The sequence below is a fragment of the Thiohalocapsa sp. genome, assembly GCF_022340605.1.
Classification (GTDB): Bacteria; Pseudomonadota; Gammaproteobacteria; order Chromatiales; family Chromatiaceae; genus Thiohalocapsa.
In genome coordinates this window covers 1-22,250 of sequence record NZ_JAJDNQ010000010.1, presented here as the reverse complement: position 1 = coordinate 22,250, position 22,250 = coordinate 1, and the positions used below count along the sequence as shown (strand labels likewise).

The following is a 22,250-nucleotide window of genomic DNA, read 5'->3' as shown; positions in this document are numbered from 1 at the left end:
AGGGTGACGCGAACATGAATGTTAACCGTTCGAGGCAGCCGGCCGCTGCTGGGGCGGCACGCCGGTAAGCCGGGGGTTTGTGGGGTTTTGCGTCGTTTCAGAAATCGTCGGCAACACGCAGGAAGCTCGCGAAGCGCGGCAGGCCGGTGCGGGTAAGACCGAAATACTTGAAGGTGATGAGGCTGCCGATGGGAGGGGGCGCTTGCCGCTCGGCGTCCGTGAAGCCGGTGCCGACGCGAAAGCGCCTGCCGGCGGGCAGCTCTACCAGCAGCGAGCCCAGCATGCCCTGATACTTGCCGCGGCCGGGCAGGTGATCGATCACTCGCGCCTCGGCCTCCAGGTAGGGCTTCACCTTGAGCAAATCGTCGCTGCGCCCGGGCCGGTAGGGCGCATCGCGGCGGTGCAGCATCAGGCCCTCACCGCCGGCGGCGGCCACCCGCTCCAGCCGGGCCATCAGCGCGTCGTGATCGGCAACGCGGTTTTGCGCCACCAAGCCCACGTGCGGGTTGTCCAGCCCGGCCGATAGCCGCTCCAGCAGTTTGAGCCGGGTCTCGAAGCCGCCCCCGGCGCCCGGCAGGTCGAACAGCATGTAGCGCATGCTCCGCCAGGTATCGGGCTCGGGCGCCTGGCGGCGCACGGCGCCGGAGACCTCGGCGAAGCGGCCGCGGCCGAGCCACAGCTCGCCGTCCAGCGGCATGGGCGGGAGGCCCGCCGTGAACCAGTCGGGGGCGTTGATGGTGTGGCCACCGCGGGTCAGCAGCCGCGCGCCGTCCCAATAGGCGCGCACACCGTCGAGCTTTTCGCTCACCAGATAGGCGGCGAGGTCGGCGCCGGGCGCGTAGACCTCGGCCAGCGCGAGGGCGGGTCTCGCGGCGGTTTCCGCGGCTTGGCCGTCGGGTGTGCTGACGGGCACGCCGCCGGCGTCGTCGATGGCTGGCTCGGTGCCGCCGGCCGGCTGCGGGCGCAGCGCCGATGTCAGCAGCAGGTAGAGGCCAAGGTACGCGCCTTGGCGAGGGGGCAGGGGCTTCATCGCAGCGTCCGCATGATGCGCCGGCGGCAGTGCCGCGCTGGCTGGTTATTCGTACACGCGCTGAGGGTGCGCCAGTTACGCCTTCCGATGCAAGCCGCCGGCCTCGTTGGCGTGGATTCAGGCGGCGCGTATGGGGCCGTCGACGCGCGGGCGTGGCGGCCGTGCGAGAACCGGGTTCCGCTGATCTCATGGTTTGCGCAAACGTGGGAGCGGCACTCTTGGTGCCGCGACTGCTGCTCCACAGACCTTTTGGTGTGCCCAAACTGTGCGCGTGCCCAAAGGAGCGACCTTTCGGAAGCCATCCGCGATGCCCGCAACATCGCCCGGCAGCAGGCGCTAGCGGCCTGAGCAACCGGCACCCGCGCGGGCCTGGCGGCCGCGGTCCGCCCTGACAAGCGCCATCGGCAGGCTGGAGCGCCGCGACCCAAACGCCCTGAAGCGCCCGCCCTGGGAGCGCCGGCGTCTCGCCGGCGCTCCCAGAGGCCGGCAAGATGCCGGCGCTCCCAGGGCGGCGGCTCGGTTACGCCGGCTCGTCGCAGTGGGCCGCGATATGCGCCCGCGCCGCATCGCGCAGGGCAACCGCCGCCTGCCAGTCGTCGCCGGCGGGCTGCAGCGGCGCGCCGATGCTGAGCCGGACGCGCCCCCAATGCGGGACGAACGTGTTGCCGGGGTAGAGCGCGCGGGTACCGCGCAGCGCCACCGGCAGCAGCGGCACGCCGGCAGCGGCGGCGGCGATGAAGGCGCCCATCCGGAACGGCAAGAGGCCCGGCTGCGCGCGGAAGGTGCCCTCCGGGAAGAAGCCGAGCGGGCGCCCGCTGTCCAGAATCACCTTGAACCGCTGCATCTCCTCGGGCCCGCGCAGCAGGTCGAAGCGGTCCACGAACAGGGCGTGGAGGCGTTGCATCGGCCAGCGGATGAAGGGGTTCTTGCGTAGCCCCTCGGCGGCGACGAAGACGATGGGCCGCCGCGCCGGATCGATCGCCTGGATGAGCATGCCCACGTCGAGGTAGCTCTGGTGATTGCACACCAGCACGAAGGGCTTGCCGGGCGCGGGGATGTGCTCGCGGCCGCGGACCTCGAGCGGCACCAAGGTGAGGCGCCGCAGCAGCGTCACGCCCAGCCGCGCGAATCGCCAGCGCCAGGCGAGCCGCGGCGCCAGCACCATGCCGAGCCAAATGGGCGGCGCCAGCAGACCGAACAGCAGCCAGGCGTAGCCGGCATAGAGCCGCCCCGGCAGTCGCCGCGCGAAGTGCAGCCCCATCTTCCCGAGTCCGGCGGCGCCGACCCGCAGCAACTGCCAGGTGGGCGCCGGCGCGCCGCCGGTCAGCTTGCCGGCCGTCCAGCGCTCGCGGGCGCTCACGCGTCGCAGCTTGCCGCTGGAGGTCTTCGGGATGGCCCGCGGCGGGGCGAGCACGATCTCGTCCGGTGGCAGGCCGAGCACCTCGGTGGCGCGCTCGCGGATACGCCGCGCCAGCGCGGCGCGCCGGGCCGGGTCGCGCTCGCGCGTCTCTGCCAGTAGCACCAGCCGCTCGCTGCCGTGCTCGGGGTCCGGCGCGGCGAAGGCCACCACGCAGCCCCTGCGCACGCCGGGCACCTCGCCGATGGCCTGTTCCAGCTCATAGGGGTACAGGTTGCGCCCGCCGCGGATGATCATGTCCTTGACGCGGCCGGTCAGGTGCAGCTCGCCGCCGGCGAGGTAGCCGCGATCCCCGGTGTCGTGCCAGCGCTCGCCGCCGGCGGTGTGGATGAGCTTGGCGGTGGCGTCGGGGTTGCGATAGTAGCCGCGGGTGGCGGACGGCCCCTGGAACCAGACCTGGCCCTCCCGGCGCTCCGGCAGCGCCTGCCCGGCGGCATCGACGATGCGCAGCCGATAGCCCGGCAGCGGCCGGCCGCAGCTCACCACGGACATGGCCCGCGGGTCGTCGCAGGGCACCGGCAGCGCCTGGCCGGCGGTGCAGAAGCGCTCGCGGTCGATGCAGTCGATGGCCGGGCCGCGCGCCACCGGCGGAAAGGTGAGGCCGACGGCCGCCTCCGCCAGGCCATATACCGGTGCCAGGGCCTCGGCGCGCAGGCCGCAGCGGGCAAAGCGCTTGGCGAAGCGCTGCAAGGTGTCGGCGCTGACGGGCTCGGCGCCGTTGAGTGCCCGGCGCCAGCAGGTCAGGTCCAGCCCGTCGAGCTTGTCGTCGCTGATTCGCATCAGGCATAGCTCGTAGGCGAAGTTGGGCGCCGCCGACAGGGTGCCTCGGTGGCGGTGGATGGCCTCCAGCCAGCGTCGCGGCCGGGCCAGGAAGGCCAGCGGTGACATGGAGACCAGCGGCACGCCGAAGTACAGGCTGCCGAGCCAGGCGCCGATCAGGCCCATGTCGTGGTAGAGCGGCAGCCAGCTCACCATGACGTCGCTGGGGCAGACCGCCACGGCCGCGCCCATGGCGCGGATGTTGGCGAGCAGGTCGGCGTGGCTCAACACCACGCCCTTGGGCTGGCCGGTGCTGCCGGAGGTGTACTGCAGAAAGGCGATGTCGCCCGCGCGCGCAGCGGCGACGCGATGGATGGGCGCCGCCTGCGCCAGCTCCGCCGGCTGCAGCACGGCGCGCAGCGACGGCACCCAGGCGCGCAGCAGCCGCGCGACCGCGCGTGCCTCCGGCACCGTCACCAGCAGCACGGCGCCCGCGTTGTTGAGGATGCCGGCGTGACGGCGCAGGTGGTCTTCGAGCTGGTCCGGGCGCGCCGGCGGGTAGATGGGCACAGGCACGCCGCCCGCCAGCAGCACGCCGAAGAAGCTCGCAAAGTACGCCATGCCCGTCGGCAGCATCAGCGCGCAGGTCTGGCCCGCTTCCAGCCCCGCCGCTTTGAGCCCGCCGGCGGTGCGGGCGGCGGCCTGCCACAGCGCCGCGTGGGTGATGGGTCGCGGGTCGGGGGCGTCTTCGTAGAGCAGGATGTGGACTTGGTCCGGTGCGTGGGTCGCGTGCCAGTCCAGCACCTCGGTCAAGGTGCCCGCGGTCGCGGGGAGGGTGGCGGTGCCGGGTGCCGCCGCGGTCGTGGGCCGGGTGCCGGCTGCCTGGGATGGGTGCGCCGGCGCGGCCGCGGTTCCGGGCCGCGCCAGCGCCAGCAGGTCGCGCGGCGTCGGCGCCAGCAGCGCCTCGTCCGGCAGCCGGCAATCGAGCCCGCGCTCGACGCGCGCGAGCAGCTCCGCGCGGCCGAGGCTGTCGAGGCCGAGGTCGGTTTCCAGGCGGGTGTCGAGGCCGATGTCGTCCGGCGCGACGCCGATGCCGGAGTCGCGCGCCAGCGCCCGCACCAGGTCGATTAGGCGCTCGGCGGCGTCGACACGGTTGCCGGAGGCGGCCGCGGGGGCGCCGGCCCCTCTGCCGGTGCGCTGCGTGTTGGCCCGCGGCATCAGCCCGCCTTCCCGACGCCCGCGTGTTGCGCCCGGCTGTACAGCGCGTCGATCACCGCCGCGAACCGTGCCATCAACGCGGGCCGCTTTAGCTTCATGGTGGGCGTGATGAGCCCGTTCTCGATGGTCCAGGGCATGTGCGTCAGGTGCAGCGCGCGCACCTCGGCATAGCCGGGGAAGTCCGCCAGCCGCGCGTCGACCTTCTCCCGTGCCGCCTTGAGGGCGCGGCGGTCCGCCAGCGCCGCCGGGTCATTCGGGTCCAGCCCCAGCCTGGCCGCCAGAGCCCGCCAGCGCGGCTCGTCCAGCACCAGGATGGCGACCAGGAAGGGCCGGCCCTCGCCGATGACCATGGCTTGGTCAAACAGCGGCTCCATGGTGAGGGCGGACTCCATGTCCGTAGGCGGGATCTTCTCGCCGGTGGAGGTGACGATGATCTCCTTCAGCCGGCCGCGGATGCCGATCTGGCCGTCCGCGGCGATCTCGGCGATGTCGCCGGTGTGCAGCCAGCCCCCACCGTGGCCCCCACCGTGGTCATCGCCGTCTCCATCGACGTCGATGGCCGCCGCGGTGGCCGCCGGCTGCCGCCAGTAGCCGGCGGTGACGTTGGGGCCGCGCACGAAGAGCTCGCGCTCCGGCCCTAGCCGCACCTCGACGTCCGGCAGCGGCGTGCCGACCCAGCCCGGCCGGAAGCCTTCCGGTGCGACGCCCGTCACCACCGGCGCCGCCTCGGTGAGCCCATAGCCCTCCGTCAGCGGCAGGCCGAGGCCGACGAAGCAGCGCCCGATGGCCGGCGACAGCGGCGCACCGCCGCTCACCGCCACCCGCAGCCGCCCGCCGAGCCGCGCCAGCACCGGCCGCGCCACCAGCCGGCGCAGCACGGGCCAAAGTAGCCGGTCCACGAGACCGGGCGGCCGTTGGCGGCCCTGCGCCGCCTCGAAGCGCCGCCAGCCGATGCGCACGGCGTTCTCGAACAGCAGCCGCCTGAGCCCGCGCGCGCCGAGCTTCGCCTGGATCGCGAGATAGATCCTGTCGTACACCCGCGGCACCGAGAGCATGACCGTCGGACGGATGCTCAGCAGGTCCTCGCGCAGTCGCTCGACGGAGCGGGCATAAGCCACCGTGCAGCCCGCCATCATCGGCAGGTAATAGCCGACGGTGCGCTCAAAGGCATGGGCCAGCGGCAGGAAGGACAAGAACACATCCGTCGGCCGCGGCGGGATGCGGGCGATGACGCCTGCGGCGTTGGCGAGGATGTTGCGGTGCGAGAGCATCACGCCCTTGGGTGGACCCGTGGTGCCGGAAGTGTAGACGAGGGTGGCGGTGTCATTTGGGTCCGCGGCGCGGGGCTCGGGCGCGTCGCGGGCGTCGGCGCCCGCCGGCGGCAGCCAGTCGCCGGTCGTGCGGACCCGGGCGTCTTCGTTGGCGCCGCTGCAGCGCCGGCACAGCACCCGCCGCAGCGCCGGCAGTCCGGCGCCATGCGCCAACAGCGAAGGCCACCTGGCGTCGCTGGACAGCAACAGCAGCCGCGCGCCCGAATCGTTGAGGATATGGGCCAGATTGCCCGGGCTGTCGGTGGTGTAGAGCGGCACCGTCACTAGCCCCAGCGCCAGCGCCGCCTGGTCGAAGCAGACCCAGTCCACGCCGTTCGGCAGGCTCAGGGCCACGCGCTCGCCGGCGGCAAGACCCTCGCCGGCCAGCGCGGAGCGCCAGCGGGCCACCTCGCGGGCCACCTCGCGCCACGTATAATCGCGCCAGCCGTCGCCCTCGAATTGCCGGTAGGCAACCGCGTCCGGGCTGCGGGTCACGCGTTGGGCGAACAGCTCCGACAGCGTGCGCGCCGCGTCCAGACCAAGCTCGCCGGTGGCACCCGCCTCGGGTGCACCATACCGACCCGGGCTACCAGCGACCACGGCCACCGCGCTGCCTGGATGCGTCGTCCGAACGTCCATGAAAACCTCTCCGCAGCGTTGCCACCGGCCCGAGCGCCGGTCGCGGCGCCGCTCTGTAGAGTGAAGCCTCAGTTCGAGTATAGGCCGGGCCTCGGGGGCCACCATTGGTCGCGGTTGCGGCGGAATCGCAGGGACGGGGACGGTGATTCCTGGTTGCCTCGCCGCGTGTCGCGGGTTCGTGTAAGGTGCCGCATAATCAGCCCGGCGCCGGCTCACTGCGTGAGCCCGCAACGCTCGCTGGTATTGCTGGTTCTCGGTGCCGATGCGCTCGACGTTCGCGGGATGTCCTACCGCACTTCGAGTCGCCCGCACGCCCAGGGGAGCACCGCCCCGGGGCCACCGAGTTTCACTCGGCCCGCCGCCGGCGCGGCTCAATGCCGTGCCGGCGGCGTCGCGGTCGGCGCTTCGTTGGCAGGGCGCGCGGGCAGGGCGCGTGCTACACGTTCAGGTGCTTTGAGCAACGGCGCGGCGATTGTCAGGGCGACATCGAACGCTGGGGCGAAGTGTGGCGGCCATCATCGAGAGACGTGCTCGCCGGATGCGTCAGTGAGCCCAGACATCGGGGGTGCTAGCCCGGCAGGAAGTCGTCGCCGAGGATCTCGTCCACCGTCCATGGGCAGTCTTCTGGAAAGCCGCCCATGCCGGTCTCGTCGATGGCCTTGGTGACGGCGTCCGCCCAGATGGCGCCCTGCCACTGCGCATCGGCGAGGGTGGGTTTCAGGCTCGGCACCTGGTTGAGGTGGTAGCGCAGCGCGCGACGTTGCTCCTGGATGGTGCGGCGCCAGCTGTTGCTCTGCCGCTCCGGCTGATACTGCCACTGGAGCAGGTGGGCGAGCAGGGCGGCCATCCGGTTTGCGAGCTCGCGGCGCTCGCTCCTGCCCACGTCCTCGATCTCGTCCGCGATGTGCTCCAGGTCCAGCGCGTCGAAGCGGGCTTCGCGCAGCAGTGCCGCCTGCTCCGCCGACCAGGCGGCAATGTCTTCGTCGTAGCGGGTCATGGTCATGGAAGACGCCCTTGTTCGTTGGGCTGAAGCACCGCTTCGGCTGCGCGTGTCGGTCCGCCAAGCACCAGCCGCCGCTCGATGCACTCGATCCGCCGCTTCACCGCGGTGAGCTCGGCGCGGTTCGCCGCGTTCTCGGACATCTTCGAAGTATAGATGGCGGGATTCGAGGCGTGCGAGCGGCCCGCAATGCGGTTGATGGCATGCCTATGTCGTATGAGACGAACAGATCTACCGCCGGCTCGCTACCATTGGGTGTCGGTTGTGTTAGAGGTGCGGTGTGTCCCGCAGACTCACCCCGCCAGCTTCCCCACCACCGTCTCCACCTGTGCAATCCGCTTGGCCGGGTCCGCCATGTCCATGTTGAACCGCAGCGCCCCTGCAGCCTGGTCCAGCTTGTAGTCCTTCGGCCGTGACTGGATGAGCTGGATCAGCTTCATGTGATCGATATTCGGCTGCTCGCCGAAGACGATGCGACCACCCTTGGGGCCGGCCTCGAGCTTTTTGATGCCGAGCGGCTGGACCTTGAGCTTGAGCGCGGTGATGGCGAAGAGGTTCTTGGTGGGCTCGGGGAGGAGGCCGAAGCGGTCAATCATCTCGACTTGCAGGTCTTTCAGCTCGGTGTGGTCCGCGGCGCTGGCGATGCGCTTGTAGGTGACCAGGCGGGTGTGGACGTCCGGCAGGTAGTCGTTGGGCAGCAGGGCGGGGAGTCCCAGATCGATCTCGGCGCCGTGGTCGAGCGGGCGGTCCAGCTCGGGGGTGCGGCCGGCCTTGAGGGCCTGCACGGCGCGCTCGAGCAGGTCCATGTACAGGGTGAAGCCGATCTCGTGGATTTGACCTGATTGCTCGTCGCCGAGCAGCTCGCCGGCGCCGCGGATTTCCAGGTCATGGGTGGCGAGGGTGAAGCCCGCTCCTAAGTCCTCCAGGGATTCGATGGCCTCCAGGCGCTTCTTGGCGTCCTCGGTCATGGTCTTGGCGGGTGGCGTAATCAGGTAGGCATAGGCGCGGTGGTGGGAGCGCCCGACCCGGCCACGGAGCTGGTGCAACTGCGCCAGCCCGAGCTTGTCGGCGCGGTTGATGACGATGGTGTTGGCGCTCGGCACGTCGATGCCGGACTCGACGATGGTGGTGCACACCAGCAGGTTGAAGCGGCGGTGGTAGAAGTCGCGCATGACGCGCTCCAGCTCCTTCTCGCGCATCTGGCCGTGGGCGAATTCGACCCGGGCGTTGGGCACCAGGGCTTCGACCTTCTGCGCCATGTTCTCGATGGTTTCCACCTCGTTGTGCAGGAAGTAGACCTGCCCGCCGCGGGCGATCTCGCGCTGGCACGCCTCCTGGATGAGTGCGTCGTTCCAGGGCGTGACGAAGGTCTTGATGGGGTGGCGCTCCACCGGCGGCGTGGCGATGATCGACAGATCCCGCATGCCGGACATGGCCATGTTGAGCGTGCGCGGGATGGGCGTGGCGGTAAGGGTCAGCACGTCCACCTCCGCGCGGAGATTCTTCAGCTGCTCCTTGTGGCGGACGCCGAAGCGGTGTTCCTCATCGATGATGGCTAATCCTAAGTTCTTGAACTTGATGCTGGGCTGGAGCAGCTTGTGGGTGCCGACGACGATGTCCACGGTGCCCTTGGCGAGGCCGTCGATGATCGCCTTCGCCTCCTTCTGGTTCTGAAAGCGCGAAAGGCTTTCCACCTTGACAGGCCAGTCGGCGAACCTGTCGGCAAAATTCTGGTAGTGCTGCTGGGCGAGCAGGGTTGTCGGTACCAGCACGGCTACCTGCTTGCCGCCGCTGACGGCGACGAAGGCGGCGCGCATGGCGACCTCGGTCTTGCCGAAGCCGACGTCGCCGCAGACCACGCGGTCCATGGGCTTAGGCGTAGCCATGTCGGACAGGATGGCCTCGATGGCGCGCTGCTGGTCCGGCGTCTCCTCGAACTCGAAGGCGCTCGCGAAGGCCGCGTAGTCCGCGCCCGGGTCCGGGAAGGCGACGCCCTGGCGCGCCGCGCGCCGGGCATAGATGTCCAGCAGCTCCGCGGCCACGTCATGGGCCTTCTGCGCCGCCTTGCGCTTGACCTTGTCCCACTGATCGCTGCCGAGCCGATGCAGCGGCGCGTTCTCCGGCGCCGCGCCGGTGTAGCGGGAGATCAGATGCAGGGAGCTCACCGGCACGTAGAGCTTGTCGCCCTTGGCGTATTCCAGCGCCAGGAACTCGGCCGGGCTGCCGCCGACCTCGATGGTCTGGAGGCCGAGGAAGCGGCCGACGCCGTGCTCCTCGTGCACCACCGGGGCGCCCTCGTGCAGCTCGGTGAGGTTGCGCACCACCGCCTCGCCGTCGCGGGACTTGACCTTGCGCCGGCGTTCCTGGCGCACCCGCTCGCCGTAGAGCTGGGTCTCGGTGACCACGGCGAGCCGCGCGCGGCCGTCTGCCAGGGGCCGCATTGCCGGCAGCAGCAGCGGCTGCTCCAGCGGCGCCACGGTGATGCCGATGGGCGCGTCCGAGGCGATGAACCCGGGCCAGCCGTCCACCGGCCGCGGCTGGATGCGGAAGCCCTGGAGATTCTCCAGCAGCAGCTCGCGGCGGCCGGTGCTCTCGGCGACGAACAGCGTGCGCTGGCCGGGTTGCGCCAGAAAGTCTTGCAGCGCCGCCGCGGGGCGCTCGGCGCGGGCCTGGATGGCGAGTGCCGGCAGGGTGGCGGTGTCGAAGTTGTGCACGGCGCCGTAGCCCTTGCGCCGGTCCGGCACCTCCGCGGACTGCCAGCAGACGCCGGCGCGGGCGTTGAGGGAGGCCGCGAGGTCGTCGCTGCCCAGATACAGGGCGCGGGGCGGCAGCAGCGGGCGCTCGGGGTCGTGGCGGCGCTGCTCGTAGCGCTGCGCGATGCGGGCGAGGGCATCGGCGGCGGCGCCGCGCACGTCGGCGTGCTCGAACACCAGGGTGGCGTCGGGCAGGTAGTCGAACAGCGTCGCCGTCTGCTCGAAGAACAGCGGCAGGTAATATTCGATGCCGCCCGGCATACGGCCCTCGGAGACCTCGCGATAGATGATGCTGGCCTTGGGGTCGGCGTCGATGGCGGCGCGCCAGCGCTGGCGGAAGCCGGCGATGGCCTGCTCGTCGGTGGGGTACTCGCGCGCCGGCAGCATGCGTACGCGCTCTAGTTTTTCCAGCGAGCGCTGGCTGTCCGGATCGAAGGTGCGGATGGACTCCACCTCGTCGTCGAACAGATCGATGCGCAGCGGCTCCTGGCTACCCATCGGGAACACGTCCAGCAGCGCGCCGCGCACGGCGAACTCGCCGTGGGCGATGACCTGCGACACGCACTGGTAGCCGGAGCGCGTCAGGCGCGTGCGGGTGGCGTCGAGGTCCAGGCGGTCGCCGACACCGAGTACCAGTGCGTGGCCGTCCACGAACGCCCGCGGTGGCAGGCGCTGCAGCAGGGTACCCACCGGCACGACCAGCACGCCACGGCGCAAGGTTGGCAGGCGGTGCAGGGTCAGGAGCCGCTCGGAGACCAGCTCGGGCAGCGGCGAGAAGACATCGTAGGGCAGGGTCTCCCAGTCCGGGAAGGTCAGCACCGGGAGGTCGTCGCCCTTCAGAAAGAAGCCCAGCGCCTCGCGCAGCGCCGCCGCCGCCGGCATGTCCGGTACCGTGGCGACGATCGGCCGTCCCGCCTGCCGGGCGGCCGAGGCGATGGCGAGCGCCGCGGCGGCGCCGTAGAGCCGCCCCCAGAGCAGGCGCTCGCCGGCGGCTTCCGGCAGTGGCGGTTGCAGCGGCGACGCCGAGCTCGTGACGGCGGCTTCGGGTCTGTTGGCGGGTTTGTTGGCGGAGATGGCGGGCATGCTCATTGGATGAATCCGGCGGCTTTCTCGACGCGCTCGATGATGTTCTCCGGCAGGGGTACATAGCCGAGCCCGGCGGCCTGGCCCTGCGCGGCGGCGCTGGTGCAGTACTGGATGAGGTCGTGGACGGCGGCGAGCTGCTCGCCCTGATATCCCTTGGCGTAGAACAGCAGCCAGGTCATGGCGACGATGGGGTAGGCGTTGGCGCCGTGCGGGTCGCGGCTGTTGCCGCGCAGGTCCGGGGCGCCGCTCGGCAGGGTCCTAGCCGGGAATTTCGCCTCGGCCAGGGTCGCGGCGCTGGACTCGGGGTCGGCCGCGACATAGTTGCCGGCCTTGTTCTCCAACAGCGCGAGGAACTGCCAGTGCGCCAGCCTGGCGTAGCCGACGTCCATGTAGCCGATGGCGCCCGGGACCCGCGCGAGCAGGGCGGCGACGCCGTCGTTCATGGTCGCAGTCATGAAGTTGTCCTGCTCTGGCCATTTGGGCGACCTGGAGGTGCCGACGGCCTGCCTGAAATCGGGGTCGAGGGCGCTCAGGTGCGCGGTGAGCACCCGGGTGGCGCGGGCGGCGTCGGCGCGGACGACGACGGTGATGGGCAAGTCCGGCAGCGCGACATCCGGATTGGCCGTGACGATGGCCGGATCATTCCATGTGCTGATGTCGCCGGCGAAGATCTTTGGATAGACCTGCCGCGGCAGCCGGAGCGCGCCTACGTCCGGCAGGTTGTAGGCCAGCACGATGGCGCCGGCGGTCGTGGGCAGCGGCACGACGCCGCGCTCTACCTGACCGATCTCCTTGTTGGAGATGGCCGTGTCGGACGCGGCGAAGTCCACTTTGCCGCCGATCAGGTCGGCGACGCCGGCGGTGCTGTCGTCGGCCTCGTAGTCCACCCGTGCGCCGGTGCCGTTGAAGGCGTCCCGCACCTTCGGGTCGCGCGCGAACTGCGTGAACCAAGTTGCGTAGATGGGGAAGGGGAAGATCGCGCCGGCGCCGAGCAGGTGCGGCTCGGCGGCTGCCGCATCGGGGCACGAGAGCGCGCAGATGCAGCCGGCGAGGGCTGCGGCAAGCAGCAGGTGGATATTCTTCAGCCTCATGTATCTGGTGTCGGGCTTGACAGTGCGCACCCGAGCCGCGGGCGGTGCCGGCGCGGCCGGTGCTGAGGCCGGTGCTGAGGCCGGGGCCGACGCGTGGTTCGCGGCGCCATGGCTGTGCATGCCAAGTGAGCTGGGGTTGGCTTCGCGCATGGAAGGCGGCAATTCTCGCACAGGGGCCGCTTGCCGGTGGCGCCAGCCCGGACGTCCGCGCATGATCCCGCGTGCGACCGATGTGCATGCGTCCAGCGCGCGCGGATAATGAATCGGACCCGGCCGCGGCCAGTGCGCGCCGCACGCATGCGTCGAGCGCGCGCGGATAATGGTGGCGCCCGTTGAATTCGCAAACCCTTAGGAGGCCGCGATGTTGCAGATCGTGTTCTGGGTACTGGTGGGCATCTTGATCGGCTGGAACCTGCCCGAGCCGGCTTGGGCCAGGCAGATGCAGGACGGGGTGGTCAACTTCGTCAAGGAGCTGCTGGGCAAGTCCAAGAGCCAATAGGGCAGGGTGGGGGCGCCGCCACGGTGCCCCGGCAGACCTGAGGCTGGGCAAGTATTCGCGCTTGCGGCCATCCAAACCGCGCCCCTGTAACCCGCCCCGCAGGTCGGGCCGACGCAGGAGGCCCGACGATCAGGTGGTTTATGGCAAGCACCATGTCGGGCTTCGTTCCTCAGCCCGACCTACGACGCCCAGCCCGACCTTCGACGCTGCGCCCCCGCAAGCCGCGCGGTAGCCACCGCGTCAGCGAATCGCCGTTTGCGCTAGGTGAAATTACTGTAATATTCGTAAAGGGAATTCCTATTCGCTGCTGAGTCGATGTCTGATCTCGCACGCACGGCCGGGCAGAGCTGCCTGGCTTCAGTCTCAGCGGAGCGTGGGGTCTTTCCCTGGGACGCATCTTGAATGCAGATGCTTGGCACCATGTTTGCAGCTCGGGGCTGGTCTTGGGCGAGGCCGATCGAACCCGAGGCGCCTGCGCTGCGCAACGCTCAGTCATGTCAGGGGGTAGCGATGAGGAATGCCATGAGAGGACTCTTACCGGCCGTGGTCGTGGCCGCCGCACTGGTCAATCCCGCCCATGCCGGCATCGTGTCCACGGGGTCGGTTTCGTCGGATTACACCGGCGCGTCACAGATAAGCGACTGGGGGACGGTGGGCGCAACCACAAGCGTGTTCATCGGGTCGCAGGCAGGGCCGGGAACGGTCACGGTCGATGGGGGCTCGACGGTTACGACCAACTACACGAGCATCGGGTACTACAACATCGCGTCCGGCAGCAAGCTGACAGTGACAGGTGCCGGGTCGTCCTGGTCGGCCGACAATTGGATAACCATCGGCGAAGGGTACAACAACGATGGTGCGCTGGAGGTACTGAACGGCGCCAGCGTTTCGAGCTCATCCAGCTTTGCGATCGGCTACAACTCCCCCGGCAGTCTGCTCATCGACGGCGGCAGCGTGAGCATCGGCGGCATACCGTTCTTGAATCGGTATTCGCAAAGCGATGGCAGCACCCTGACCATCCGTGGCGGGGGCACGCTGACGTCCAACAGCGCGCTCGATACTTCGTATAACAACGCGACCGTGACCATCGAGGATGGGCTGATCGACGTCAGCTCTGTCAACTCTGGAGACGCCACCAGTGTGGTGGACATCAACATCGGTGTGGACGGTGTGCTGTCACTCAGCCACGGCTCCGGCGATGCGACCATGGCCAATTTCCTGACGCGCTTTTTCGGTCAGGGCACCACCAATATCAACTTGTGGACGGGTACGAGTTACGTGCCCTACACGTCGCTGACCGAGGGTGTCGACTATCAGGTGGTGGCCGATGGTTCCAAGTGGTTGCTGTCGGTCACCCCGCAGGCCGACACGCCGGTCCCGGGCACCCTGGCGCTGATGCTCGGCGGGCTGACCCTGGTGGGCGCGCGCCGCCGCCGGCGCGGCTGACCCGCCCGCGTTCCAGGGGCGGTAGCCGCTCGACAGCGGCTGCGCCGCTGAGCAGCAAGGCATCGCAAGCAGGGCGCTTGCGATGCCTTTTTTCGTTTGTGCAGCGGGTCGCCGGTATCTGGCCTTCCTGCGGACCTGTTCGTAGGGCGCGGCTCAGCGCCATCGAGCCGTCGCTGCTGAGACCGGGCAACAATCCGTTGTCGGTGGGGCCGAGCGACCGCGAAGCCCGACGGCAACGGCGCGTCGGGCCTCCTGGCGTCGGCCCGACCTACGTGACCCGACCTACGGCGCGGCGCCCGTAGGTCGGGCTGAGGCACGAAGCTCGACGTGGTGCGCGTCGTAACCACCTGATTGTCTAGTCTCCTTCGCCGACCCGACGTCCAGGGGCGCACCTTGGATGGCGGTGAGCGCGAGCGCTTGCCCATCTCCGCTGCCGCGGCGCGGCTGCGTCGGCGGCGCGCGCCGCTCAGGGCTGCAACCGGTCGAGCAGCTCTATCGCCGCCGCCTGCTCGGGGAATCGGTGCGCGCGGATCTGCAGCAGGACTTGGCGCGCCCGCGCGGGCTCCCCGGTGGCTGCCAGCGCGCGGGCGTAGTGATAGGCGATGCTCGCATCGGTGGGGCGGCTCTGGTAGGCGGCTTGCAGCAGCGGCAGCGCGGCGTTCGGCTCGCCGGCATCGAGCGCGATGACGGCCAGGGTGTCGGCATAGTCGGGCTCATTCGGTGCCAGTCGGTGGGCGACCTCGGCCAGTTGGCGGGCGCGGGCCGGGTCCGATTCGCGCAGCAGCCAGGCGAGGTTGTTGTGGACCGCCGGCAGCGGCGGCTCGTGCTGGAGCAGCGCCTCGTAAACCCCGACGGCCGCCGCGGTGTCGTTCAGCGCCAGCGCCAGGTCGGCCGCGGCGAGCTGGATGCCGGTGTCCCGCGGATGATCTTTCAGCCAGTCCTGTGCAACGGCGCGCGCACCCTCGGGGTTGCCGCGCTGGCGCTCGTTGTCGATCAGCATTGTGGTCAGGGCGCGGTTGCCTGTCTGCTCGGTACGCAATGCCTTAAGCAGCGCCGATGCGCGGGCGCGGTCACCCGTTTCCATCGCATTGCGGGCGTCCGCCGTGCGCACGACAAAGGCATGCCCGGTGGCGTCGTCCAGAAACGCCAGCCAGTCTTGACGGCGCTCCGCCGGCATCGCACCGAGCACCATCTCCAGCGTGGCGAGTGCGAGCGGACTGTCCGGTGCGGCGCGCAGGGCGCGGATTGTCCGCTCCCGGGCTTCGTCGACACGGCCGAGGGCGGCCAACGCGCGTGCCTGGAAATAGAACGGCTCCGCCGCCTCTGGGCGTAGGGCGCCGAAGTCCTCGAACACGCTCAGCGCTTCGTCGGCGCGGCCGTCGGCCAGTGCCAGCCTGCCACGCAGGTCGAGCAGTTCGGGGGTGTCCCTCTGCTCGGCGGGGGCCGTCTGCAACAGTTTCTCGGCGGCGGCCGGCCGTTGCAGGCCGAGCAGCAGACGCGCCGCCGCCAAGCGCAGGGCGAGGTTGCCCGGCGCCGCTTTAACCGCGTCCGCCAGTTGCTCGGCGGCGCCGTCGGTGTCGCCGTTGCCTGCCAGCAGCTCGGCGAGCGCCAGGACGGCGCCGGTGTTGCCGGGGTCCGCGGCCAGCACGCCGTCGATGGCTTCGCGGGCGGTGGCGGTGTCGTCGTCGGCGAGCGCGAGGCGTGCGAGGTTGAGCGCTGGCTCCAAGGCGCCGGGGTCCATGGCGCTGCTTTTCCGCAGTAGTGCCCGCGCGGCGCCCCCGTCGCCACGCAGCGCCAGGGTCACCGCCAGGGCATTCATCGCTTCTGCATCGCGCGGCGCGATATCGGCCAGCGCAACGGCCTCGGCGTGGGCGGCTTCGGTGTCACCCGCCTGCACCAGCAGCCGGATCAGCAGCAGGCGTGGCGCCTTGGCCTTCGGCGCGGTGGTGATGACGCGGCGCAGCTCGGCGATGGCGCCGTCGCTGTCGCCCGACGCGGCGAGCCGTTGCGCATGGGCGAGGGCGAGGCGGCCGTTGTTCGGAGCGGCCGCGGTCAACTGGCCCAGCAGCTCGGGGGTCTCGTCGCCGCGGCCCTGCGCCAGCAGGGCGCGCACCAGCAACAGACCCGCCTGCTCCCGCGCCTCGGGCCGATCGAGCAGCGGCCGCAGCAGGGACTCGGCGCTGCCGGGGTCGCCGGCGCGCAGGCGCAGCTCCGCCAGCAGCAATGCGGCGCGCCAGGCGCCGGGCGCCGCTGCCAGGGTCCGTTGCAGGTGGTCTTCCGCGGCGTCGAAGCGCTGTAGTTGCAGCAGCGTGACAGCGGTGAAGTAGCTGGCCTCGATGTCGGTGGGCACGGCTTCCAAGTAACGCAGCAACAGCGGCAGGGCAGTTGCGGAATGTCCGCGTGCCAGCGCCAGGCGGCCGCGTGCGTACGCGAGGCCGGTGAAATTCGGCACCTGTTTGGCCGCCGCATCGATGTCTTGCGCAGCCGCATCAAGCTTGCCCTCATCGATCCGCACCAGCGCCCGCTTGTAACGGGGCATCCAGTCGGCGTGACGGCTCAGGATGGCAATGCTGTAGACGCGCTCGGCCTCCGCCAGATCGTGGGATTGTTGCGCCAGGAGGCCGAGAAACTCCCACGTCAGGGCCAGCTTGGGGTCGATGTCGGTTGCGTGTTGCGCATCGGCGCGGGCGCCGTCCAGATCGCCGCTCGCCAAGCGCCCCAGTGCACGCTCCAGCACCGCGCGGGCGTTGTGCGGGTCGAGCGCCAGCGCCGTTTCGATGCGCGTCGACGCCTCTGCGTCACGGTGCAGGGCGTGGAGTGCTTCGGCACGGATGCGCGCGATCTGGGAGCGCAGCGCGTCGGGGTCCTCCGGGGCGGGCGAAATTTCCTCCAGCACCGCCTGGAAGCGCTGCTGCTGGAGCAACGCATCGCCGAGCAGCGGCAGCACCTCGGCACGCGCCGCGCCGGCGGCGAGGAGGCGCCGCAGCGTGTCTTCGGCTGCCGCCGGATTCAGCAGCGCGAGGTCCATGCGTGCCTGTAGCAGGCGGGCGCGCCCGGCGTCCGGGTCCTCGTCGATGGCCGCCTTGAGGTACACCACGGCGGCAGGCACGTCGCTGGCTTCCCAGGCGGTTTCGGCCCGCTCCAGCGTCGACGCTGTTGCTGCGAGTGACAGCAGCAATAGGACCAGGCAGGCGGCGCACTGGAGTGCGCGTGCATGTAATGCGGGCATGGCGACTGACTCCGCGGGGCTGGGATCAAGGGCGGTGCGTCGGCATTCGTATCCGTCATGCGCCGGGAGCCGCCCCCGATGGGCTTGCGAGCAACAGCACAGGATACAGACGTGCGTAGGGTGAAAGCGTGAGCGCCGTACAAGAAATCCTATGGCTTCGCTCCGGAAGGTTCGAGACAGGGCGCCCGTGTTGTCGTAATTGGAGTTGTCATCGCATATGCGCACGGTTGAGACCACGACAACGACAACGACCTGAGACGGTCTCAGGACTTGCGCACTGTCGCACTGGGCTGGTGGGCAGGCGCGTCGCTGAATGGTGCGTCGCGATGGTTGTCGGCGTTGGTGTCGTGGCGTCGCCTGGCGCGCCGCTCCATTCGGTAGACATTAGCTCGTGTACGCGCCGCGCCGGCCGTCGTCATCAAAAATTCACCAAAACGGCGGACCGGAAACTTGAGAATGCTGGCCGCGTTCCGGACCTCGGGGCGCCGCAACGCTCACCACGACTCACGGAGCACTCAGAGCCATGAAGTACACGCAGATTCTCAAGACGGCCGCCCTCGCGGGCGCCATCGCCACGCTGGGCATTCCTGCGGCTCAGGCCGCCGAAAAGCTGAACGGCTCCGGCGCAAGCTTCCCGTTTCCGATCTACTCCGCCTGGTTCAAGCAGTTCTCGCAGGACAAGAAGGTCAAGGCCGAGTACAACCCCACCGGTGCGCGGGTGGACTACCAGGCCAAGGGTAGCGGCGCTGGCATCAAGGACTTTCAGGAAGGTGCCGTGGACTTCGCCGGCTCCGACGCGGCCATGAACGACGAAGAAATTGCGGTGGTGAAGGAAAAGCAGGGCAAGGACGTCGTGCTGCTGCCGATGACCGCGGGCGAGGTCGTGCTTGCCTACAACGTCGAGGGCGTCGACGCGCTGAAGCTGCCGCGTGACGTCTACCCGGAGATCTTCGCCGGCAAGATCACCAAATGGAACGATCCGAAGATCGCCGACGCCAACCCGGGCGTTGACCTGCCGGACGAGAACATCACCGTCGTCGTGCGCTCCGACTCCTCGGGCACGTCCTTCGTGTTCACCGGTCACCTGAGCGCCATCGACCCGGCGTTCAAGGAGTCCGTCGGTCAGGGGAAGTCGCCGAACTGGCCGAACCAGGACAATTTCATCAAGGCGCCGAAGAACGACGGCGTCATGGCCCAGATCAAGCAGAATCCGGGCACCATCGGCTACGTCGAGTACGGCTATGCCAAGCTGACCGGCCACAAGCAGGTCGCCATGCTGCAGAACAAGGCCGGCAACTACGTCGAGGCTGGTCCCGAGTCCGGCGCGGCCGCACTGGCCAGCGCTGAGTTCCCGGAGGGCACCCTGCCCGGCGGCGCCCCCGACCTGCGTGCCTGGATCTGGGACCCGGCCGGCGATGACTCCTACCCGATCGCCTCCATGACCTGGCTCCTGCTCTACAGCGAGTACGACGAGGCCAAGCTCACGGCGATGAAGGACCTCGTCAACTACACCACCAGCGACGACGCGCAGGATCAGGCCGACGGCCTGGGCTACATCCCGCTGCCCGCCGCCGTGATCGAAAAAGTCAAGGACGCGCTGAGCTTCGTGAAGTAAGCTGGCGATCCTTGGCGTGCCAAAGGCCCGGATCGGCGCTTGCGCCGCTCCGGGCCTGGGCATGTCGTCCGCGGTGCCTAGAGCACCGGCCTAGTAACTCGTTTCAGCCAACTTTGGAGAGCGCCAACCCGAGTGGGGTCGGAGCCGAGGAACCTGGTCGAAGTTTCTGCTCGTGGTCGTTTTCGTGATCGTGGTCGTGACCGGACACTCGACAACGACAAAGTCAACGACAACGAAGGCAAGGTCAGGTGAAACGCTGCACTAGGGGCGTCACGGACATTCCCGTAGGTTGTCCTCGGTGGTGGATACCGACAGGCTTTCGCGGATATCACCGGCGACAGCGTCAGTTGTTGGCTCAGGCGCTCCTGATGGCGCCAGGCCGATGTGGGCCTTAAAATTCCGCAGCGGCAAGCTGAGAAGAAATCGACTCGCTGGCCACCTTCTTCCCGACCGAACCTAGCGCGCCTGACGCACCAGATTCCCGGATTTACTTAATCAGCATCGCAGGCCCGGCCTCCAGGCCTCAGTCTCCGCGCCCGGCCGCCAGGGCCCAGAGTTTCCAGGCCCGACATCCAGGCCCGACATCCAGGCCCGACATCCAGGACCAGTCGATATGGCGAAAAACCCCTTTCAGCAGGCGGGATCGTCCAGCACGATCACGCGGCCGCCGAGCGGCGGCGAGCTCACCGCCGACTCCCTCTTCCGCGGCATGGCCTACGCCGCCGCGGCCGTGATCGTGCTGCTGGTGCTGGCGATCCTCTGGGAGCTCGGCCGGGAGGCCGCCCCCGCGGTGGCCAAATACGGCCTCGGCTTCTGGTATGGCACCACCTGGGACGTCAACAAGGAGCAGTTCGGTGTCCTGCCCGAGATCTGGGGCACCCTCTACAGCTCGCTGCTGGCGCTGTTCCTCGGCGGCGTCTTCGGCATCGCGATTGCCATCTTCCTGACCCAGGACTTCATCCACCACCGGCTCGCCCTGGTGTTTCGCACCATCATCGAACTGCTGGCAGCCATCCCGTCCGTGGTCTACGGCCTCTGGGGCATCTACGTGCTGATCCCGCTGCTCCGCCCGGCGGCGGACTGGCTGCATGACCAGCTCGGCTGGTTCCCGCTGTTCGGCACCTCGCTGAGTGGTCCGGGCATGGCACCGGCGGCACTGGTGCTGGCCATCATGATCCTGCCGACGGTGGCGGCCATCTCCGTCGATGCCTTCCGCCGCATTCCTTACAAGGTCAAGGAAGCCGCCTACGGCATGGGCACCACCAAGTGGGAGGCCATCCTCAAGGTGATGCTGCCGACCGCCTCCAGCGGCATCCTCGCCGCGCTGGTGCTGGGCTTCGGCCGCGCGCTGGGCGAGACCATGGCGCTCGCCATGCTCATCGGCAACGCCAACCAGATCAGCTGGTCGCTGTTCGCGCCCGCCAACACCCTGGCCTCGCTGCTGGCGTCGAGCTTCCCGGAGGCGGGCACCGTGGAGGTGCAGGCACTGATGTACGCCGCCCTGGTGCTGCTGTTGATCACCTTCATCGTCAACGTCGTCGGCCTCGGTGTGCAGCAGTACACCGTGCGCAAGTTCGAGGGCAAGAAATGAGCGACATCGAAGCGACCGCCGCCGCGGTGGCGGAAGAAGCGGCCTTCGTGCGGCCGAACCTGCAGCGGCAGATGTGGGAGGGGCGGGCGGTCAAGAACAACATCCTGACCACGCTGACCTGGATCATCGCGATCCTCGCCGCGATCCCGCTGATCTCGGTTATCTACATGCTGCTGATCCGCGGCGGCACGCGGCTGTTCGGCAGCGACATCATCGAGGTGCTCACCGCGCTGCCGCCCGCCGGCTTCGAGATGGGCGGCGGCATCGGCCCGGCCATCATCGGCACCCTGGTGATGGTGGCCATCGCCACGGCCACCAGCGTGCCCTTCGGCATCATGGCGGCCATCTATCTCGCCATTCTCGGTCCCACCAGCAAGCTCGCCGGCACATCGCGCTTTCTGGCTAAGGTGCTGACCGGCTTCCCGTCGATCCTGGCGGGCGTCTTCGTCTACGCGGTGCTGGTGGTCAACTTCGGCTACTCGCCCTGGGCCGGCGGCGTTGCGCTGGCGGTGCTGATGCTGCCGACGGTGGTGCTGGCGGCGGAGGAGGCCATCGCGCAGGTGCCGCAGCGCATGAAGGACGCCGCCTTCGGCATCGGCTGCACCCGCACGCAGGTAATCTGGAAGGTGGTGCTGCCGACGGGCCTGCCCGGCATCCTCACCGGCGTGATGCTGGCCATTGCCGGCGCCGCCGGCGAGTCCGCACCGCTCCTGTTCACGGCGCTGTTCAGCAACTACTACCTGGAGTCGCTGACGGCGGTGAATAACCCCACCGCCTCGCTGTCGATCCTGATCTACAACTTCTCCGGCATGCCGTTCGAGAACCAGATCGAACTCGCCTGGACGGCATCGCTGGTGCTGGTGCTGATCGTCCTCGTCTTCAACATCCTGGCCCGCCTGGTCGGTCAGCCCAAGGTTTAGATTCGTGCAAGTGAGGTATCCGGCATGAACGCCGCCACTGCATCCGATGTGAGCAACACGTCCGATTTCATCGCCGAGCCCTATCAGCCCGAGGGCCCGACCGTCATCGACTGCGACGCGAAGAAGATCTTCTACGGCGACTTCCTCGCCGTGCGCGACAGCTTCGTGCCCGTCGAGAAGAACAAGATCACCGCCTTCATCGGCCCGTCCGGCTGCGGCAAGTCCACGGTGCTGCGCAGCCTCAACCGGATGAACGATCTCATTCCGGTGTTCCGCTTCGAGGGCTCGGTCAACTATCACGGCCAGGACATCTACGCGAAGAACGTGGACCCGGTGGTGGTGCGCCGCTACATCGGCATGGTGTTCCAGCAGCCGAACCCGTTCTCCATGAGCATCTACGACAACGTCGCCTTTGGTCTCAGGCTGAACAAGTTCAAGGGCGATTACGAAGAGAAGGTGCAGACGGCGCTGGAGCGCGCCGCGCTCTGGAAAGAGGTCAAGGACAAGCTCAAGAACAGCGGCCTGAGCCTTTCGGGTGGCCAGCAGCAGCGCCTGTGCATCGCGCGCGCCATCGCCACCGAGCCGGACGTGCTGCTGATGGACGAGCCCTGCTCGGCGCTCGACCCCATCGCCACGCGCCAGGTGGA

General features: G+C 69.3%; 14 protein-coding genes. 6 read left to right on the top strand and 8 right to left on the bottom strand.

Annotated features, from left to right (window positions below; translation table 11 throughout):
• Positions 1-97: 97 nt before the first annotated feature.
• From LJE69_RS00955 to pstS (LJE69_RS00925), 7 genes are all read right to left on the bottom strand, one after another.
• Positions 98-1,030, bottom strand: coding sequence for a DNA ligase (locus LJE69_RS00955; RefSeq protein ID WP_296920330.1), 933 nt, complete (start codon positions 1,028-1,030; stop codon positions 98-100).
• Between the two features lie 520 nt (positions 1,031-1,550).
• Positions 1,551-4,424 (bottom strand): AMP-binding protein, encoded by a 2,874-nt coding sequence (locus LJE69_RS00950; protein WP_296920327.1) that lies wholly within the window; start codon positions 4,422-4,424, stop codon positions 1,551-1,553.
• Positions 4,424-6,373, bottom strand: coding sequence for a long-chain fatty acid--CoA ligase (locus tag LJE69_RS00945; protein ID WP_296920324.1), 1,950 nt, complete (start codon positions 6,371-6,373; stop codon positions 4,424-4,426). The genes LJE69_RS00950 and LJE69_RS00945 overlap by 1 nt, the downstream gene beginning before the upstream one ends.
• A gap of 568 nt (positions 6,374-6,941) precedes the next feature.
• A complete protein-coding gene (locus LJE69_RS00940; RefSeq protein ID WP_296920322.1) occupies positions 6,942-7,376 on the bottom strand; it encodes a DUF29 domain-containing protein in 435 nt (144 codons plus the stop codon).
• Positions 7,373-7,516, bottom strand: a complete 144-nt coding sequence (locus tag LJE69_RS00935) for a hypothetical protein (protein WP_296920319.1) — start codon at positions 7,514-7,516, stop codon at positions 7,373-7,375. Before LJE69_RS00935 ends, LJE69_RS00940 begins: the two co-directional genes overlap by 4 nt.
• 150 nt (positions 7,517-7,666) lie before the next feature.
• Positions 7,667-11,209, bottom strand: a complete 3,543-nt coding sequence (gene mfd / locus LJE69_RS00930) for a transcription-repair coupling factor (protein ID WP_296920363.1) — start codon at positions 11,207-11,209, stop codon at positions 7,667-7,669.
• Between the two features lie 2 nt (positions 11,210-11,211).
• Positions 11,212-12,303, bottom strand: a complete 1,092-nt coding sequence (gene pstS, locus LJE69_RS00925) for a phosphate ABC transporter substrate-binding protein PstS (protein ID WP_296920316.1) — start codon at positions 12,301-12,303, stop codon at positions 11,212-11,214.
• Positions 12,304-12,664: 361 nt separating this feature from the next.
• On the opposite strand from pstS (LJE69_RS00925), the gene LJE69_RS00920 reads away from it, so the two are divergent.
• Both LJE69_RS00920 and LJE69_RS00915 read left to right on the top strand, forming a co-directional pair.
• The gene (locus LJE69_RS00920; protein ID WP_296920313.1) at positions 12,665-12,802 is read left to right on the top strand and encodes a hypothetical protein; all 138 of its coding nucleotides are present in this window, start codon (positions 12,665-12,667) and stop codon (positions 12,800-12,802) included.
• A gap of 522 nt (positions 12,803-13,324) precedes the next feature.
• Positions 13,325-14,248 (top strand): PEP-CTERM sorting domain-containing protein, encoded by a 924-nt coding sequence (locus LJE69_RS00915; RefSeq protein ID WP_296920310.1) that lies wholly within the window; start codon positions 13,325-13,327, stop codon positions 14,246-14,248.
• Positions 14,249-14,714: 466 nt separating this feature from the next.
• On the opposite strand, the gene prsT is transcribed toward LJE69_RS00915, so the two are convergent.
• Positions 14,715-17,477, bottom strand: a complete 2,763-nt coding sequence (prsT, locus tag LJE69_RS00910; protein ID WP_296920307.1) for an XrtA/PEP-CTERM system TPR-repeat protein PrsT — start codon at positions 17,475-17,477, stop codon at positions 14,715-14,717.
• 523 nt (positions 17,478-18,000) lie between these two features.
• On the opposite strand from prsT, the gene pstS (LJE69_RS00905) reads away from it, so the two are divergent.
• The 4 genes from pstS (LJE69_RS00905) to LJE69_RS00890 form a co-directional block, all read left to right on the top strand.
• Positions 18,001-19,092, top strand: coding sequence for a phosphate ABC transporter substrate-binding protein PstS (gene pstS, locus LJE69_RS00905; protein ID WP_296920304.1), 1,092 nt, complete (start codon positions 18,001-18,003; stop codon positions 19,090-19,092).
• 613 nt (positions 19,093-19,705) lie between these two features.
• Positions 19,706-20,683, top strand: coding sequence for a phosphate ABC transporter permease subunit PstC (gene pstC / locus LJE69_RS00900; protein WP_296920301.1), 978 nt, complete (start codon positions 19,706-19,708; stop codon positions 20,681-20,683).
• Positions 20,680-21,603 (top strand): phosphate ABC transporter permease PstA, encoded by a 924-nt coding sequence (gene pstA, locus LJE69_RS00895; protein WP_296920298.1) that lies wholly within the window; start codon positions 20,680-20,682, stop codon positions 21,601-21,603. The genes pstC and pstA overlap by 4 nt, the downstream gene beginning before the upstream one ends.
• Before the next feature lie 24 nt (positions 21,604-21,627).
• On the top strand, positions 21,628-22,250 hold a 623-nt coding region (locus LJE69_RS00890), incomplete at its 3' end, for a phosphate ABC transporter ATP-binding protein (protein WP_296920295.1).